Source organism: Kitasatospora sp. MAP5-34, assembly GCF_029894335.1.
GTDB lineage: Bacteria > Actinomycetota > Actinomycetes > Streptomycetales > Streptomycetaceae > Kitasatospora.
In genome coordinates this window covers 19,806-35,928 of record NZ_JARXZC010000054.1, presented here as the reverse complement: position 1 = coordinate 35,928, position 16,123 = coordinate 19,806, and the positions used below count along the sequence as shown (strand labels likewise).

13 protein-coding genes and 2 tRNA genes are annotated in these 16,123 nt (G+C 72.8%); 8 read left to right on the top strand and 7 right to left on the bottom strand.

Going from position 1 to position 16,123, the window contains the following annotated elements; genetic code table 11:
* The first annotated feature begins 698 nt into the window (after positions 1-698).
* From P3T29_RS30100 to P3T29_RS30090, 3 genes are all read left to right on the top strand, one after another.
* Positions 699-2,228, top strand: a complete 1,530-nt coding sequence (locus P3T29_RS30100) for a hypothetical protein (protein ID WP_280719848.1) — start codon at positions 699-701, stop codon at positions 2,226-2,228.
* Positions 2,229-2,404: 176 nt separating this feature from the next.
* A complete protein-coding gene (locus tag P3T29_RS30095; protein WP_280719847.1) occupies positions 2,405-3,943 on the top strand; it encodes a N,N-dimethylformamidase beta subunit family domain-containing protein in 1,539 nt (512 codons plus the stop codon).
* Between the two features lie 167 nt (positions 3,944-4,110).
* Positions 4,111-5,010 (top strand): phosphoribosylaminoimidazolesuccinocarboxamide synthase, encoded by a 900-nt coding sequence (locus P3T29_RS30090; RefSeq protein ID WP_280719846.1) that lies wholly within the window; start codon positions 4,111-4,113, stop codon positions 5,008-5,010.
* Positions 5,011-5,103: 93 nt separating this feature from the next.
* Here the strand turns inward: P3T29_RS30090 and P3T29_RS30085 are convergent, their stop codons facing one another.
* The 7 genes from P3T29_RS30085 to P3T29_RS30055 form a co-directional block, all read right to left on the bottom strand.
* Positions 5,104-5,763, bottom strand: coding sequence for a response regulator transcription factor (locus P3T29_RS30085; RefSeq protein WP_280719845.1), 660 nt, complete (start codon positions 5,761-5,763; stop codon positions 5,104-5,106).
* Positions 5,760-6,998 carry a sensor histidine kinase gene (locus P3T29_RS30080; RefSeq protein WP_280719844.1) on the bottom strand — a complete coding sequence of 413 codons (1,239 nt, stop codon included), beginning with the start codon at positions 6,996-6,998 and terminating at the stop codon, positions 5,760-5,762. Before P3T29_RS30080 ends, P3T29_RS30085 begins: the two co-directional genes overlap by 4 nt.
* A gap of 54 nt (positions 6,999-7,052) precedes the next feature.
* Positions 7,053-7,847, bottom strand: a complete 795-nt coding sequence (locus P3T29_RS30075) for an ABC transporter permease (protein ID WP_280719843.1) — start codon at positions 7,845-7,847, stop codon at positions 7,053-7,055.
* Positions 7,844-8,860, bottom strand: coding sequence for an ABC transporter ATP-binding protein (locus P3T29_RS30070; protein ID WP_280719842.1), 1,017 nt, complete (start codon positions 8,858-8,860; stop codon positions 7,844-7,846). Before P3T29_RS30070 ends, P3T29_RS30075 begins: the two co-directional genes overlap by 4 nt.
* Positions 8,861-9,074: 214 nt before the next feature.
* A tRNA-Gly gene (locus P3T29_RS30065) sits at positions 9,075-9,150 on the bottom strand.
* 27 nt (positions 9,151-9,177) lie between these two features.
* A tRNA-Gly gene (locus tag P3T29_RS30060) sits at positions 9,178-9,250 on the bottom strand.
* 139 nt (positions 9,251-9,389) lie between these two features.
* Positions 9,390-9,707: an Lsr2 family protein gene (locus P3T29_RS30055; RefSeq protein WP_104817179.1), complete on the bottom strand. Its 318-nt coding sequence runs from the start codon at positions 9,705-9,707 to the stop codon at positions 9,390-9,392.
* Positions 9,708-10,186: 479 nt separating this feature from the next.
* On the opposite strand from P3T29_RS30055, the gene purS reads away from it, so the two are divergent.
* The 5 genes from purS (at position 10,187) to P3T29_RS30030 (ending at position 16,095) form a co-directional block, all read left to right on the top strand.
* Positions 10,187-10,441, top strand: coding sequence for a phosphoribosylformylglycinamidine synthase subunit PurS (gene purS / locus P3T29_RS30050; RefSeq protein WP_033250393.1), 255 nt, complete (start codon positions 10,187-10,189; stop codon positions 10,439-10,441).
* Positions 10,438-11,115: a phosphoribosylformylglycinamidine synthase subunit PurQ gene (gene purQ / locus P3T29_RS30045; protein WP_280719841.1), complete on the top strand. Its 678-nt coding sequence runs from the start codon at positions 10,438-10,440 to the stop codon at positions 11,113-11,115. Before purS ends, purQ begins: the two co-directional genes overlap by 4 nt.
* Positions 11,115-13,370, top strand: a complete 2,256-nt coding sequence (gene purL, locus P3T29_RS30040; protein ID WP_280719840.1) for a phosphoribosylformylglycinamidine synthase subunit PurL — start codon at positions 11,115-11,117, stop codon at positions 13,368-13,370. Before purQ ends, purL begins: the two co-directional genes overlap by 1 nt.
* A gap of 63 nt (positions 13,371-13,433) precedes the next feature.
* Positions 13,434-14,261, top strand: coding sequence for a sterol carrier family protein (locus P3T29_RS30035; RefSeq protein ID WP_280719839.1), 828 nt, complete (start codon positions 13,434-13,436; stop codon positions 14,259-14,261).
* Positions 14,262-14,337: 76 nt separating this feature from the next.
* Positions 14,338-16,095: a hypothetical protein gene (locus tag P3T29_RS30030; RefSeq protein ID WP_280719838.1), complete on the top strand. Its 1,758-nt coding sequence runs from the start codon at positions 14,338-14,340 to the stop codon at positions 16,093-16,095.
* Positions 16,096-16,123 lie beyond the last annotated feature (28 nt).

Below are 16,123 nucleotides of genomic sequence, written 5' to 3'. Positions count from 1 at the left end.
CGGTCAGTCTCCTCGCACTCTCGACCGGCACAGCACCGGCACACACCACGGACCGGCCCCCCCCCCCCCCCCCCCCCCCCCCCCCCCCCCCCCGGGGCCCCCCCCCCCCCCCCCCCGGGGGGGGGGGGGGCCCCGCCCCCCCCCCCCCCCCCCCCACACCCCTCTTGTATGACCGGGCGCCTAATGGCGGAGTCACCAGAGGCGCTCGTCCAAGGCCAGCCGCCACACCGTACGGGGGTAGGAATTCCAGCCCTTCGAGTGATGGAGTCGGCATCCGGCTGACGCGGTCCCGCCGACGGCCTTAGGGTGCGCTGGATCGCTGTGGCGGCTGCCTCGCCACGGTGATCGCCGCCGGGTGGCCCGGCTCCGCCGGGGGGATGCTGGGAACGGCGGTGCGGAGGGGGCTGCTCCCCGCGCCGGTGCTCGGGTCCCGCCCGGGTCTTGGGGCGTCCCGAATGCGTGAGTCGTCACCAGGACGGGTGGAAACCGTGGCGATCTGGAACGCCCGCCCACAGGTGGGCGTCAAAACTGTCAGAAGCGCCATGCAGGAAGCACAACCGGGGTCGGCTGCCGCCGTTTCCCGGTCGGATACTGATCATTTCGAGTCGGCTCGGGCGTCCGGACCGTAGCGACCTCAGCTCCTGGGGCCGCTCGCGATCCAGCGGCCTTCGAGCGCTCCGAAGGGGGTGCCGCGCCGTATGGCAGCTGTTGACGCAGCCCGCGCACGTGCCCAGGCCGTGCTGCGGGTCCGAGGGCTCGCCCTGGCCGTCGCCGCGCTGCCCGCCGCGCTCGCGGTGGTGCTGCTCGCCGGGCGGATCACCGGCCGGCTCGGCGCGCCCGGCTCTGCCGACAGTGCGGGGTGGGACGCCGTCCGATGGGTGGTCTGCGCGGTCGCGGCGGTCACGCTGCTGGCCGCCTATCTGGTGGCGCGGGCCCACGCCAGAGCCGTGCCACCCCGGACTCCGGCCGTCCCGGTGGAGCCGGCGGACGCTCCCGAGCTGTACCGGCTGATCAACGAGCTGGCGGAGCGCCTCGAGGTGCCCGCCCCCGCCGCCATCGCGCTCACCCCGGACTGCGACAGCTGGCTGGAGGACGCCCATCCGCGCCTCGGCGTCTTCGCCCGCCGCCCGGCGGACCCGCCCGCGCCCGTCCTGGTGATCGGCTCGCCGTTCCTCTGGTGGATGCGGGCCGGTGAGCTGCGCGCGCTGCTCGCGCCGGTGGTGGCCGGTACGGCGGCGGCCGTCGACCCGGAGATCGCCGCTGCCCGCCGCTTCGTCCGCAGCCTGGACGCCGCGCTCGGCGAGCCCCACCGGGGCCCGGCCGGGCTGCTGGTCGGCCGGGTCACCCGGACCCTGCTCTCGGCCTGCCGGGAGCACTCCGCCGAGCTGGAGCGGGCGGTCGCGGGCTGGGCGTCCGACCAGGCGAAGGCGGTCGACTACGGCCTGCGGATCGCCGCCCAGGAGCAGGTCGGCCTCGCCTACGCCGGGTGGGACCGGCTGCTGACCAGGGTCGCGCTGCCCGCCTGGCGGCTCGGTCGGCACCCGGCGCACCTCGACGCGGGCGTGGTGGCGGCCCTCACCGAGCTGTCCCGCCGCGACCGGCTCGCCGACGGGTACGAGAGCCGGCTCGGCGACCGCCCGGCCTGCGACCTGCTGGAGGAGCCGGGGGAGATGGACGCCGCCGTCTCGCTGCTCGCGGCCGAGCTGTTCTTCGGCGATCCGCCGGGTCCGGCCCGGGACTGGCAGGAGCTGGACTGGGACGACTACCCGGCCCAGGTGGCGGACCGGGGCTGGCGGGTCCAGGCCGCCGCCCTCCAGGCGGCCCTGGACGGCCCGGGGAGCAGCCCCGGGAGCCGCACCCCGGCCGGTCCGACGCTCACCCGGCTGCTGGCCCGGCTCGCGGACGGTGACGGCGAGCCGTTGGCAGTTGCACTCAGCTCGCACCTGGCGCGCACCGCGCCGGTCGCGCCCCCGTTGCAACCCGCGCGCAGCGGGCGCGACCTGCTGGTCGAGCACGTCGCCGCGACGGTCTGTTGCGCGGTGCTCGACACCGGCATCGCGACGCCGGGGCTGGACTGGCTCGACGGGCCGGTGCTGCTCATCGGCGGGGTGCGCCGGAGCGACCTGGCGATCGCGGTGGCACAGGCGGTCGAACAGGGTAAGGACGCTCCGCTGCGGGCCTGGCTGGAGGCGGCCGGGGTCCGGCTGGAGCGGCCGGTCAGACTGTGACCGGGCGCGTGTGAGCTGCGACTGGCCGACTACGGCAAGTTACAGCGAATCAATTTTCAACAATACTTGTTGCTACCGTGGGGTGACGCAGCGCCAGCGTCTTGTGGTGTGCTGGAGCGCACGCACATCCGCATGGCACATGCCATTGGCGGGCGCGTGAACTGTGGGAGGGGCGCGTGGGGACGGAACTCAACCGCCGCTGGGAGTCCGGGACGCTGGCACACGGCGTCTCCGACCCCTTCGGCCAGGGCCCGCTGCCCTGGTTGCGGAGCCCGGACCACTATGTGGCCGGTACCGAGGGGGCGGTGCCCTGGTACGTCAGCCTGGACGCGCCCGGCCAGCAGCCGCTGGCGGCGCCGCACCGGAAGCCGCCGGCCGGCACCCCGGGGAACTCCGACGACGTGGACCAGCAGATCAAGGGGTTCGCCTCCGCCGGGGTGGTCCGCCCGGGTGGCGCGGTGGACTTCCGGGTCACGGTGAACCCGCCCCGCGAGTTCACCGTGGACGTCTACCGGATCGGGCACTACGGGGGCGACGGCGCCCGCCACATGACGGCCAGCCCACGGATCGCCGGCCTCGCGCAGGCCGCGCCGCTGGTGGTCGGGCGGACGGTCTCCTGCCATCACTGGTGGCAGTCCTGGCGGTTGCACGTCCCGCAGCACTGGGGGCCGGGCGCGTACGTCGCGGTGCTCACCACGTCGGACAACCTGCACCGCAGCCACATCCCGTTCACCGTCCGGGACTTCGACCACCGGACGCACCCGGCCGAGCTGCTGCTGGTGCTGCCGGACATCACCTGGCAGGCGTACAACCTGTTTCCCGAGGACGGTCTGAGCGGCGCCAGCCTCTACCACGCCTGGGACGGGCAGGGGCGGTTGATCGGTGAGCCGGAGGCCGCCGTCACGGTCTCCTTCGACCGCCCGCACGCCGGGGCGGGGCTGCCGCTGCACGTCGGGCACGCGTACGACTTCATCCGCTGGGCCGAGCGCTACGGCTACGACCTCGCCTACGCCACCGCCTCCGACCTGCACGCCGGGCTGGTCGAGCCGGCCCGGCACAAGGCTCTGATCTTCCCCGGCCACGACGAGTACTGGTCCGAGCCGATGCGGCGGACCGCCGAGCGGGCCAGGGACGGCGGCACCTCGCTGGTCTTCCTCTCCGCCAACACCATGTACTGGCGGGTCGAGCTGACCCCGGGCCCGTCCGGTGAGCCGAACCGGATGCTCAACTGCCGCAAGCGCCAGCGCGTCCCGGTCGGCCACTCGGCCGCCGGGCTGGCCGGCAGCCACAGCGCGCTCTGGCGGGACGCGGGCGAGCCCGAGCAGTTGCTGCTCGGCGTCCAGTACGGCGGGAGCGTGCCCGCGCCCGTCCCGCTGGTGGCCCGCAACACCGGCCACTGGCTCTGGGAGGGCACCGGCCTGCGGGACGGCGACGGGCTGCCGGGCCTGGTGGCCGGCGAGGCCGACCACTACTACCCGAAGGTCGCCCTGGCCGAACACACCGAACGGATCCTGCTCGCCCACTCGCCCTACCGTGACGCCGACGGCCGCCCCCGGCACCAGGAGACCTCGCTCTACCGGGCCCCGAGCGGCGCGTACGTCTTCGCCTCCGGCACCTTCGCCTGGTCGCCCGCCCTGGACCGGCCCGGCCACACCGACGAGCGCATCCAGCGCGCCACCGCCAACCTCCTCGACCACCTCTGCAAGGGCGGGTGACACCCGCGCCACCGGGGGTGGGCGTGGGGCCGCCCCGTGCGTCGGCGCCGGGTCCGAGCGCGCCCTTGGGCGAGCAGGAGAAGGCGTCCGTGAAAGACTCGGGGCCAGTGACCTCCCCACTTCGCGGCGTGCCGACGCGCGAATCACACCTGAGGACTGAGACGACCTTGAGCGGATTTGTCATCAAGCCCGAGCCGGTCCAGGTGCCCGGCCTGGTCCACCTGCACACCGGCAAGGTGCGGGACCTCTACCGCAACGAGTCGGGCGGGCTGGTGATGGTCGCCAGCGACCGGACCTCCGCCTTCGACTGGGTACTGCCCAACGAGATCCCCGACAAGGGCCGGATCCTCACCCAGCTCTCGCTGTGGTGGTTCGAGCGGATCGCCGACATCGTGCCCAACCACGTGATCTCCACCGAGGTCCCGGCCGGCGCCCCCGCCGACTGGAAGGGCCGCACGCTGATCTGCCGCAGCCTGGAGATGGCCCCGGTCGAGTGCGTGGCCCGTGGCTACCTGACCGGCTCCGGCCTGGTGGAGTACCGCCGGGACCGTACGGTCTGCGGTATCGCGCTGCCCGAGGGCCTGGAGGACGGCTCCGAGCTGCCCGCCCCGATCTACACGCCCGCTCTCAAGGCCGAGGTCGGCGAGCACGACGAGAACGTCTCGTACGAGGAGACCGCCCGCCGGATCGGCGCCGAGCTGGCCACCACGCTGCGCCAGACCACGCTGCAGGTGTACTCCCGGGCCCGGGACATCGCCCGCGAGCGCGGCATCATCCTGGCCGACACCAAGTTCGAGTTCGGCCTGCTGGACGGCGAGCTGGTGATCGGCGACGAGGTGCTCACCCCCGACTCGTCGCGTTTCTGGCCGGCCGACCAGTGGGAGCCGGGCCATGCCCAGCCCTCCTTCGACAAGCAGTTCATCCGCGACTGGCTGACCTCCCCCGAGTCCGGCTGGGACCCCAAGGGCGAGCTGCCGCCGCCCGCGCTGCCCGCCGAGGTCGTCGAGCGCGTCCAGGCCAAGTACATCGAGGCCTACGAGCGGCTGACCGGCACGGACTGGGTGTAACGGGTCCCCGGCAGAGGCGCGGGAGCCGCTTGGGAGGGGAGCGCGACAATGTGCGTCCTCCCGTCCCAAGCGGCTCTCCGCGACTCCGGGCGCTCAGATCCAGCCGTGCTCGCGCGCCACCCGGACCGCCGCGTGGCGGTTCTCGGCGCCGAGCTTGCCCGCCGCCGAGGACAGGTAGTTGCGGACGGTCCCTGCGGAGAGCGCGGCCCGGTCGGCGATCTCGGCGATCGAGGTGCCGTGTGCGGCGAGCTCCAGGACGTCCGTCTCACGCGGTGTCAGGGGGCTGTCGCCGGAGCTGATCGCGTCCGCCGCGAGCTCCGGGTCGATGTAGCGGCCGCCCCGGTGGACCGTGCGGATGATCCCGGCCAGGTCAGCCGCCGAGACCGTCTTCGGCAGGAAGCCCCGCACGCCGACCTCCAGCGCCCGCTTGAGATAGCCCGGGCGGCCGTGGCCGGTCACGATCATCGTGCGGCAGCCCGGTAGCAGCCGGCGCAGCTCCGCTGCCACCTCGATGCCGTCCAGACCGGGCATCTGCAGATCCAGCACCGCGATGTCGGGCTGGTGGGCCTTGGCCATCGCCAGCGCCTCGGGGCCGGAGGCGGCCTGGGCGACCACGGCGAGGTCCTCCTCGAGCGCCAGCAGCGCGGCCAGCGCGCCACGGATCAGGTGCTCGTCGTCGGCCAGCAGCAGGCGTACGGGCCCGGGCGGCCCGGGCTGGGCGGTAAGGTCGGTCGGCTCGGTCGGCTCGGTCATGAGGTGGACGGCTCCAGAGCGGTGGCGGTCAGCGGGAGTGCGGCGGTCAGCCGGAAGCTGCCCGGCGCGGCCCGGGGGAAGGCCAGCTCACCCCCGTGGGCGGCGAGACGTTCGCGGAGTCCGGCCAGGCCGCTGCCGCTTGTGCGGGAAGCCCGGTCGGTCGGGACGCCGTCGTTCGTCACCTCCAGCACCGCGCGGTCAGCCGAGAGCCGGAGGCTGACCGAACAGTGCCTGGCCTCGCTGTGCCGCAGCACATTGGTGGTCGCCTCGCGCACCACCCAGCCGAACACCGACTGGACGGCGGGCGGCAGTTCCGTCCCGTCCGGGCCCAGGTCGATCTCGCAGACGACATCGGCGGCGCGCAGCACCGAGCGCGCGCCGGCCACTTCGGCCGGTAGATCGGCGGTGCGGTAGCCGCGCACCACCTCGCGGACCTCGCGGTGCGACTCCTGGGCGATCCGTTGCACCTCGGTCATCTGGTCGACGGCCTCCGGGCGGCCCCTGCGGGCGAGTTGGGCGGCGAGTTCGCTCTTGAGCGCGATGGTGGTGAGGTTGCGGCCCAGCACGTCGTGCAGATCCCGGGAGAAGCGGAGTCGTTCCTCCGCGACTGCCAGCCGGGACTGTGCCTCCCGCGCGGTGTCCAGCTCCCAGGCCACGCTGGTCATCCAGACCGAGCAGCGGCAGCTGGCGGCGGCCGACATGTACCCGAACAGGCTGCTGGTCAGGATGCCCAGGGCGGTCCCGCCGGACTCGCAGGCGATGGCCAGCGGCGGGTAGGCGAGGGCCAGGAGCGCCGCGCCGGTCAGTGCCGTGTACCGAGGCGGCATGACCACACCTGCGGAGGCGAACCAGAGGAGGAGCAGCAGGGCGGCCGGGATCGCGGTGGCCGGCGGGGAGCCGGCCTTGTGCGGACCGAGCAGCAGGCTGCCCCAGACGACGGCAAGGGTCACGGCGGAGCCGGCGGCCAGCCAGCCGGTCGGCCTGCTGCGGCGCCCGAGGTAGTGGGCGATACCGGTGCGGAACAGCACGACGGACACGGCCGAGTTCAGCAGCAGGGCCGCCACCAGCGCCGGTAGGACCCACGACCGGCTGTGCGCCAGGGCCTTGGCCAGCAGGGGGAGGAGCCCGAATGGTCCGACCACCGTGAGGACGTACATCGACCAGCGGTTGTAGGCCTCGATCCGTTGCGGCTTCGCCAGGCCCCGCCAGCGCTTGACCGGCCCCTTGACCCCCACGTCGTTCCCCTCCGCCTGCTTCGAGCTTGTCGATCGTCTTCCTATCAGACAGTTCTAGCGGCGTGGCTCCCAGCGGAACCACCGGCGGGCGGCCCAGGCTGTGGCCAGGGCCCAGGCGACGCCCCCCGCCAGGTACGGCAGGGCGGGCGCCCAGGTACCGCCGAAGCCGGTGACCGGGGCTGTGCCGTCGGTGCCGAGCCAGCCGATCCGCAGCACCTGGAAGGCGGAGCTGGTGGGCAGCAGCCGGCAGCCGATGGCCAGCCACTCGGGCATGACCGAGTACGGGACGAGCAGTCCCGAGCCGGCCATCGTCAGCAGCAGCACCGGCAGGGTGGTGATGCCGGCGGTCTCCACGGTGCGGGTGAAGGCACTGGACAGTGCGGCCAGTGGGACCAGTACGGCGATCGCGAGCGCCAGCCCGGCCACCGACAGCAGCGGGTTCGCCGGGGCCGACAGGTTGAGCAGGACCCCGGTCGCGCCCGCGACCAGCACGCTCTGGACGAGCGCCAGCAGGACCGAGGGCAGGGCGGTACCGGCCAGGATCTCCCCGTCGCTCAGCTCGCCGGTCCGCATCCGCTTGAGCACCAACTCGCCGCGCCGGGCGACATAGGCGGCGGTCAGGTTGTAGTAGACGACGAAGAGCAGGGTGATCCCGGTCACGTTGAGCACCAGTGCGGCGTTCAGATCGATCCCGGGGAGCTGCGCGGCCTGGGCCTTCAGCAGGCCGCGCAGACCGGCGACCATGCAGAGCGGCATCGCGACGGCCATGAACAGCGCGGTGCGGTTGCGCAGCAGCAGGGTGGTCTCGGCCCGTCCCAGGGCGAGCAGGCGGCCGTTGGCGGTGGTCATCGGGCGGATCCGATCAGTGCGGGGAGGGGGTCGGTGGTGTCGGCGGTCGCCGAGGCGGCGATCGCGAGGAAGGCCTCCTCGAGCGAGGCGCTACGGGCGTCCAGTGAGCCGAGGGTGACCTCCTGGTGAGCCGCCCAGCCGAGCAGGTCGGTGAGGGTGGACTGCAGCCGGGGCGTCTGCACGGTGATCCGGCGGCCGTCGGCGGTGACCTGGGCCTCGGGCAGTGCCGGCAGGCCCAGGGATTCGAACCGGCCGCTGCGCTCGGGCAGGTCGAAGGTGATCCTGGCCGGGCGCCCGGCGATCACCTCGGTGACGGTGCCGCTGGTCACCACCCGGCCGCGATGCATGATCGCCAGCCGGTCGGCGAGCTGCTCGGCCTCCTCCAGGTAGTGGGTGGTGAGCAGCACGGTGGTGCCCTGGGCGCGGAGTTCGCGGACCAACCGCCAGGTCGCGGCGCGGGCCTCGGGGTCGAGGCCGGTACTGGGCTCGTCCAGGAAGAGCACCTCGGGGCGGCCGAGCAGGGCCATCGCGAGGTCCAGGCGTCGCCGTTCGCCGCCGGAGAGCTGTTTGACCCGTACGCCGCGCCGGTCGAGCAGGCCGACCAGGTCGAGTGCCTCGTCCACCGGGCGGGCGCCGCTGGTGACGGACGCCCAGGTGCGGCCGGTCTCGGCGACGGTGAGGTCGCCGGGGAAGCCGCCCTCCTGAAGCATGATCCCGATCCGGGGGCGCACTGCGGCCCGGTCGCGCCGGGGGTCCAGGCCGAGTACCCGGACCTGCCCGGACGTCGGGGCGGCCAGGCCCTCGATCACTTCCACGGCGGAGGTCTTGCCGGCCCCGTTGGTGCCGAGCAGCGCGAAGAGTTCACCCCGGTGGACGGTGAGGTCCAGACCCCGGACGGCGTCGAAGCCGACGGTGCCGGCCGGGCCGTAGCGGCGGTGCAGGCCGAGTACCTCGATGGCGGGTGCCTCGATGGCGGATGACCTCGCGGGAGGCTCGGTGTGGCTGGTGTCCATGGAATCAAGCCTTCCGCCGGGCGGGCGGCGGGGGCAGTGCGCGGGATCATCGATGCCCGGTGTGGATCCATCGGTGGGCGGTGACAAATGTCATGGCCCGACTGTCATGGCCCGACAGCGGGGCGGGACCACGGGGGACGTAACGACAGCGGGACGGAACAACAGCAGGGCGGAACGACGAAGGGCCCCCTCGCGAGAGGGGGCCCTTCGTGACTGGAGCGGACGACGAGATTCGAACTCGCGACCCTCACCTTGGCAAGGTGATGCTCTACCAACTGAGCCACGTCCGCATGATCTATTGAGTTATCCGTACTGCGAGCGGACGACGAGATTCGAACTCGCGACCCTCACCTTGGCAAGGTGATGCTCTACCAACTGAGCCACGTCCGCACGGTGCTTGTTGGGCACCGGCCGCCTCTTCGGTTTCCCGTTGTGGCGACGAGAAATACTCTACCCCATCGATCGGAGTGGTCGCCCCACCCTTTGGTCCGGAGACCTCCGGGGTGGGGCGACGAGCCGTCCGCGCAGGTCAGTTGGCGTCCGCGAACGCCTCGTAGACGTGCTTGGGGATCCGGCCACGGGCCGGCAGCTCCATGCCGTGGGACTGGGCCCAGGCGCGGACGGCCGCCGGGTCCGGGGTGAGTGCGGTCCGGCGGAAGGACTTTCCGCTGCGGCTCTGGCGGCGTCCGGCCGCGACGAACGGGGCGAGGGCCTCCCGCAGCTTTTCCGCGTTGTCCAGGGACAGGTCGATCTCGTACGACTTCCCGTCGACGCCGAAGTGGACGGTTTCCGCGGCGGTGCCGCCGTCCAGGTCGTCGGAGAGCGTGACAACTACACGCTGAGCCATGGGTGTCAATCCTCTCGGGCAATTCGGCCATCGGGTGCGGGGTGCGCTCGCCGGCCCTGTTCACCGGCGGCGAAAGCGCATCCGGGCAGGCTCCGGGCCATGCCGATACGCAGCACTCTCCGCTGCCGGTCGCCCTATTCTGCACCAAAAGCGGGTTGAAATCGAAGGGCCTCATGCTTTCTTTTTCCGGATATTCACGATGCTTCACCCGTCGGCGGCCCGGCGGCTGATTTGAGACCGGGATACCGATGGTCGACATGTCCGGTGTGCCGGTATTCGGGCGTTCTCGCTGCTGGTCCGGACCAAGGATTAGGACCGGCGAAACCGGGCATGGACGGGATGTCGGAGAAGGGTGGAACCCTTGGTACGTAAGGGGTAAGGGTCTACGCGCGTCGCCTCGACCGGCTCGCAAACTCGCCCGAAAGCCCCGGTAGTCTGAAGGTCCCCCGCCTTCACGCACCACACCATCGGGAGTGCCAGTGGCACGCGTCGTAGTCGACGTCATGCTCAAGCCGGAGATCCTCGACCCCCAGGGACAGGCGGTGCAGCGAGCGCTGCCGCGTCTCGGGTTCGCCGGGATCGCCGATGTCCGCCAGGGAAAGCGTTTCGAGCTGGAGCTGGAGGGGCCGGTCGATGACGCCGCCCTCGCCCGGATCCGCGAGGCCGCCGAGACCTTCCTCGCCAACACCGTGATCGAGGACTTCACCGTCCGAGTCGAGGAGGAGGGGAAGTGACCACCCGCGTAGGCGTCGTCACTTTCCCCGGCTCCCTCGACGACCGGGACGCACAGCGTGCGGTCCGGCTGGCCGGTGCCGAGCCGGTTGCGCTCTGGCACCGTGACAAGGATCTCCACCAGGTCGACGCCGTCGTCCTGCCGGGCGGATTCTCGTACGGTGACTATCTGCGCTGCGGTGCCATCTCCCGCTTCTCGCCGGTGATGGCCACCATCATCGAGCAGGCCAAGCTGGGAATGCCCGTCCTGGGTATCTGCAACGGCTTCCAGGTGCTCTGCGAATCGCACCTGCTGCCCGGTGCGCTCACCCGCAACGACTCGCTGCACTTCGTCTGCCGCGACCAGAAGCTGCGGATCGAGAACGCCACCACGGCCTGGACGACCGATTACTCGGCCGGCCAGGAAATCGTCGTCCCGCTCAAGAACGGCGAGGGCCGCTTCGTCGCCGACGCGCACGTCCTCGACGAACTCGAGGCCGAGGGACGGGTGGTGGCGCGCTACCTGGATCTGAACCCGAACGGTTCGTACCGCGACATCGCCGGTATCACCAACGCCGCCGGCAATGTCGTCGGCCTGATGCCGCACCCCGAGCACGCCGTGGAGCCGCTCACCGGTCCGACCACCGAGGGCCTGGGCTTCTTCACCTCCGTTCTGAAGCAGCTGGTGAACGCCTGATGAGCCTCGATACCGTCAAGAACGCCGAGCAGACCCCGGACTCCGCGCAGCCCTGGGCCGAACTCGGGCTCAAGGAAGACGAGTACGCGAAGATCCGCGAGATTCTCGGCCGTCGCCCCACCGGCGCCGAGCTCGCGATGTACTCGGTCATGTGGTCGGAGCACTGCTCGTACAAGAGCTCCAAGGTGCACCTCAAGCAGTTCGGCGAGAAGGCCCCGGCCAACGACGCCATGCTCGTCGGCATCGGTGAGAACGCGGGCGTGGTGGACGTCGGCCAGGGTTACGCGGTGACCTTCAAGGTCGAGTCGCACAACCACCCGTCGTACATCGAGCCCTACCAGGGCGCGGCCACCGGGATCGGCGGCATCGTCCGCGACATCCTGGCAATGGGCGCCCGTCCGGTCGCCGTGATGGACCCGCTGCGCTTCGGTGCGGCCGACCACCCCGACACCCGGCGCGTGCTGCCCGGGATCGTTGCGGGCATTGGTGGCTACGGCAACTGCCTGGGCCTGCCGAACATCGGCGGCGAGGTCGTCTTCGACTCCTGCTACCAGGGCAACCCGCTGGTCAACGCGCTCTGCATCGGCGTGATGAAGCACGAGGACATCCACCTCGCGCAGGCGTCCGGCGCGGGCAACAAGGTCATCCTGTACGGCGCCCGCACCGGCGGCGACGGCATCGGCGGCGTCTCCGTGCTCGCCTCGGAGACCTTCGACGCGACCGGCCCGGCCAAGCGCCCGGCCGTCCAGGTCGGTGACCCGTTCCAGGAGAAGCTGCTCATCGAGTGCACCTTGGAGATCTTCTCCGAGAAGCTCGTGCTCGGCATCCAGGACCTCGGCGGCGCCGGACTGTCCTGCGCCACCAGCGAGTTGGCCTCGGCCGGCTCGGGTGGCATGCGGGTCGACCTGGACACCGTGCCGCTGCGCGACTCGTCGCTCTCCCCCGAGGAGATCCTGATGAGCGAGTCGCAGGAGCGGATGTGCGCGATCGTCGAGCCCGGCAAGGTCGACCGCTTCCTGGAGATCTGCGAGAAGTGGGACGTCATCGCCACCGTGATCGGTGAGGTGACCGAGGGCGAGCGGCTGGAGATCTTCTGGCACGGCGAGCAGGTCGTCGACGTGCCGCCGCGCTCGGTCGCGCACGACGGCCCGCAGTACAACCGCCCGTACGCCCGGCCGAGTTGGCAGGACGCGCTGCAGGCCGACGCCCCCACGGCGGACCGCCTGAAGCGCCCCGGGAGCGGCGAGGAGCTGAAGGCCGCGCTGCTGCAGCTGGTCTCCTCCCCGAACCAGGCCTCGAAGTCCTGGATCACCGACCAGTACGACCGGTACGTCATCGGCAACACCGTGCTGGCGTCCCCCGAGGACTCCGGCATGATCCGGATCGACGAGGAGACCAACCTCGGCGTCTCGGTCGCCACCGACGGCAACGGCCGCTACGCCAAGCTGGACCCGTACACCGGTGCCCAGCTGGCCCTCTCGGAGGCGTACCGCAACGTCGCCGCCGGTGGTGCCAAGCCGCTCGCCATCTCGGACTGCCTCAACTTCGGCTCCCCCGAGGACCCGGACGTGATGTGGCAGTTCGCCGAGGCCACCCGTGGTCTCGCCGACGCCTGCCAGATCCTGGGCACCCCGGTGACCGGCGGCAACGTCTCGCTCTACAACCAGACCGGCGACGTCGCCATCCACCCGACCCCTGTGGTCGCGGTGCTCGGCGTCATCGACGACGTCACCCGCCGGACCCCGATCGGCTTCGCCGAGGAGGGCCAGCTGGTCTACCTGCTCGGCGACACCGCCGACGAGCTGGGCGGCTCGGCCTGGACCCAGGTCGCGCACGACCACCTCGGCGGCCTGCCGCCCAAGGTCGACCTGGAGCGCGAGCGGCTGCTCGGTGAGATCCTGATCGCCGCCTCGCGCGACGGCATGATCGACGCGGCGCACGACCTCTCCGACGGCGGCCTGGCCCAGGCGATCGTGGAGAGCTGCCTCAAGGGCGGCCAGGGCGCGCGGCTGATCGTGCCCGAGGGTCTGGACCCGTTCGTCTACCTGTTCTCCGAGTCCGCCGGGCGCGCCATCGTGTCGATCCCGCGCAGCGAGGAGCTCCGGTTCAACGACATGTGCGGCGCGCGTGGCCTGCCGGCCACCCGGATCGGCGTGGTGGACGGCGATGTCCTGGAGCTCCAGGGCCAGTTCACCGTCTCGCTGGCCGAGCTGAAGGACGCCCACACCGGCGTCATCGAGGCCCTGCTCGCCTGATCGCAGGTCTTGAAGGGCGGTCCGTGCACCCGCACGGGCCGCCCTTCGCGTTAGCCTCGCCACATGCCACCGAAGCCTCGTACGTACGACCCCGCCAAGGTGCGGACCGCGCTCGCCCGGCAGGCCGAGGCGCTGCGCGGCGCCGTCCGCAGCCTGTGCGGCGACCCTGACGCTTCGACGCTGCTGGCGCGGCCGACCCGGCTGGGGGAGTGGACCGTACGTGAGCTGGTCGCGCACCTGGCCCTGCAGATCGGCTGGCTGCCCCGGCATCTCGGTGAACCCCTCGCCGGGCGGGCCGCGTTGAGCCTCTCGCAGTGGGCCTCCGGGGTCGCGGCGGTGGCGCCGCTGCTGGACAGTGCGACCCGGGAGCACGCGGGCGAGGTTTTCGCCGGCAGCCCGGGCGAGGTGGCGGCCGCGTTCGACGGTGAGGTGGACGCGCTGCTCGCGGTGCTGGCCGGGCCGGAGGTGCTGGAGGCGGGGCGGCGGTTCGAGATCCGGCTCGGTTCCATGCTGCTCGCCGACTTCCTGGTCACCCGGCTGGTCGAGACCGTGGTGCACGCGGACGACCTGGCCGACGCGCTCGGGCTCGCCGACTTCCCGCACGAGCGGCAGGCGCTGGCCGCCGTCACCCGGCTGCTCGCCGACGCCTTCGCCGACCAAGTGCCGGGCGGAGCAGTCGAGTTGCGCATCCCGCCGTTCGCGGTGGTACAGGCCGTACCCGGCCCCAGGCACACCCGGGGCACCCCGCCGAACGTGGTCGAGACCGACCCGCTCAGCTGGATCCGCCTCGCCACCGGGCGGACCGACTGGGCGACGGAGGTCGAGGACGCGGCGGTCTCCGCGAGCGGGGAGCGCAGCGACCTCTCGGGGTACCTGCCGGTGTTGGGGTGAGCCGCCGCCCACCGTTTGCCGGTCGGTCTAAGCTTTCTGGCGGTCGGTGGGCATCAGGACATGGGGGAGCAGAAGTATGAACAAGGACGTGCGCGGGATACCGCCACTGCGGGCCGGGCGGCGGCCGGCCGGGGCCGCGTTGCTCGGGTGGCTGGGCGACGACCGCTCGCCGCGCCTGTGCCGGATCGCCGGTTCGGCGGGCTCCGGCAAGACCCACCTGCTGGACTGGCTGGTGCAGGACCGGGCGGCCGAGTACCGCTTCCAGGAGCAGCGGGTGCACGCCGTGCTCCAGGCCGAGGGGATCACCGTCCGGGCCGCGTTGTGGACGCTCGGGCACCAACTCGGCGTCGCCGCCGGTGGCTTGGGGGACCTGCTGACCGCGCTGGCCGACACCGCCGGGCGTACGGTGATCTGTGTCCCCGGCCTCGACCGGGCCGCCGATCCGGCCCGGCTGGTCGAGCAACTCCTCAACCCGCTGCTGAGGTTGGAGCAGGTCCGGCTGGTGGTGGAGGCCCCGAACGACAGCCCCGAGGCGCTCGGCCTCACCGCCGTGTCCGCAGCCGCCGTGCTCGACCTGGATCAGCCGCAGTGGACCGACCAGGCCCGCTTCGAGGCCTGGTGTGCCACCGAGGGCGCGGACGCCACCGCGTACCCGAGCCCGGGCCGGGCGCTCGGCCGGGCCGGGCGGCCGGCGGCGCGCGGCGTGGTCGAGCTGGCGGCGCTGGTGCCGAGGACGCCCGAGGGGGCGCCGGACCCGGCGGGTGCGGGGGAGCTGCTGCTCTCCGAGCTCTGGGCGGCCACCGTCCGGGAGGGGAGCGCCGCCCAGCTGCTGGCCGAGCCGACGCTGCTCACGTACGCCGGGCCGGTCGCGGTGACGGCGGCGCTGGAGGGTCTGGAGGGTCCCGTCACGGCGGCCTGGGAGGCGGCGGGTCCCGCGCTGGTGGCCGAGCCGGACCCGGCCGTCCGGGCGGCCGTGCTGCGTACCCGGCTGATCGGCCTGGACGATGCGGCCGCCGCCCGGCTGGGTACCGTCGCCGCGCCGTGGCGCGCCGCCTGGGCGCTCTGGCCCGACTCCTCGGCGGGCTGGCCGGGCCCGGTCGCCGCCCTGGCGGTCGGCGCGGGCCGGTACGACGGTCAGCTGCTGCTCGCCGACCCGGGCGGCACGATCCGTACCGTCGACGCGGCCACCGGCACCCCGCTGGCCGGGGTCGAGCTGCCGGGCCCCAAGCCGCTGCGCGGGGTGACGGTGACGCCGGGCGGTCAGGTCGTGCTGCTGGACGCCTGGGGTGAGCTCGAGCTGCTCGCCGCCGACGGGGTGGACCCGGCGGCGCTGGCGGTCGCGACGGCGGCTCTGCGCGGCGCGGCCGAGGCGGCCCCGAGCGTGCTGCACGCCGTGCCGGGGCTGCCTTCGGCGGCTCCGGCGGTGGCGGACGAGGCCGGCTCGGTGCACTGGTACCAGGACGGCGCGGTGCTCGGTGAGCGCCTGCACCGGGGGCCGGTGACGGCCCTGGGGGGTGCGGTCGCGAGGGGCAGGGCGGTGCTTGTGAGCGGCGGGCTGGACGGCGCCGTACGGCTCTGGAGCCCCGGCTCCGAGGCCGCCGCCGAGCCGTTCGACCGGCGGGATCCGCTGGTCGGCGCGGTGGCGGCGGCCGAGACCTCCGCCGGGTTGCTGGTCGCGGCCGCCTGGGCCGACGGCCTGACCCGGGTCCGTCTGGTGGGCAGCCCGGAGCCGCTGCTCGAACTCCGGCTCGGCACCCAGGTCTGGGCACTGGCTCTGACCGAGGGCCGCGTGGTGCTCGGTACCGCCGACGGTGTCGCCGCCGTGGACTTCTGAGACCGCCCACCATTTGCCGGTCGGTCCG

Excerpts from the sequence above, each read along its gene's own strand:
- P3T29_RS30100 (WP_280719848.1), top strand. The coding sequence starts at position 699 with ATGGCAGCTGTTGACGCAGCCCGCGCACGTGCCCAGGCCGTGCTGCGG.
- P3T29_RS30085 (WP_280719845.1), bottom strand. The coding sequence starts at position 5,763 with ATGACCGAGCCGACCGAGCCGACCGACCTTACCGCCCAGCCCGGGCCG.
- P3T29_RS30075 (WP_280719843.1), bottom strand. The coding sequence starts at position 7,847 with ATGACCACCGCCAACGGCCGCCTGCTCGCCCTGGGACGGGCCGAGACC.
- P3T29_RS30070 (WP_280719842.1), bottom strand. The coding sequence starts at position 8,860 with ATGGACACCAGCCACACCGAGCCTCCCGCGAGGTCATCCGCCATCGAG.
- P3T29_RS30055 (WP_104817179.1), bottom strand. The coding sequence starts at position 9,707 with ATGGCTCAGCGTGTAGTTGTCACGCTCTCCGACGACCTGGACGGCGGC.
- purL (WP_280719840.1), top strand. The coding sequence starts at position 11,115 with ATGAGCCTCGATACCGTCAAGAACGCCGAGCAGACCCCGGACTCCGCG.
- P3T29_RS30035 (WP_280719839.1), top strand. The coding sequence starts at position 13,434 with ATGCCACCGAAGCCTCGTACGTACGACCCCGCCAAGGTGCGGACCGCG.
- P3T29_RS30030 (WP_280719838.1), top strand. The coding sequence starts at position 14,338 with ATGAACAAGGACGTGCGCGGGATACCGCCACTGCGGGCCGGGCGGCGG.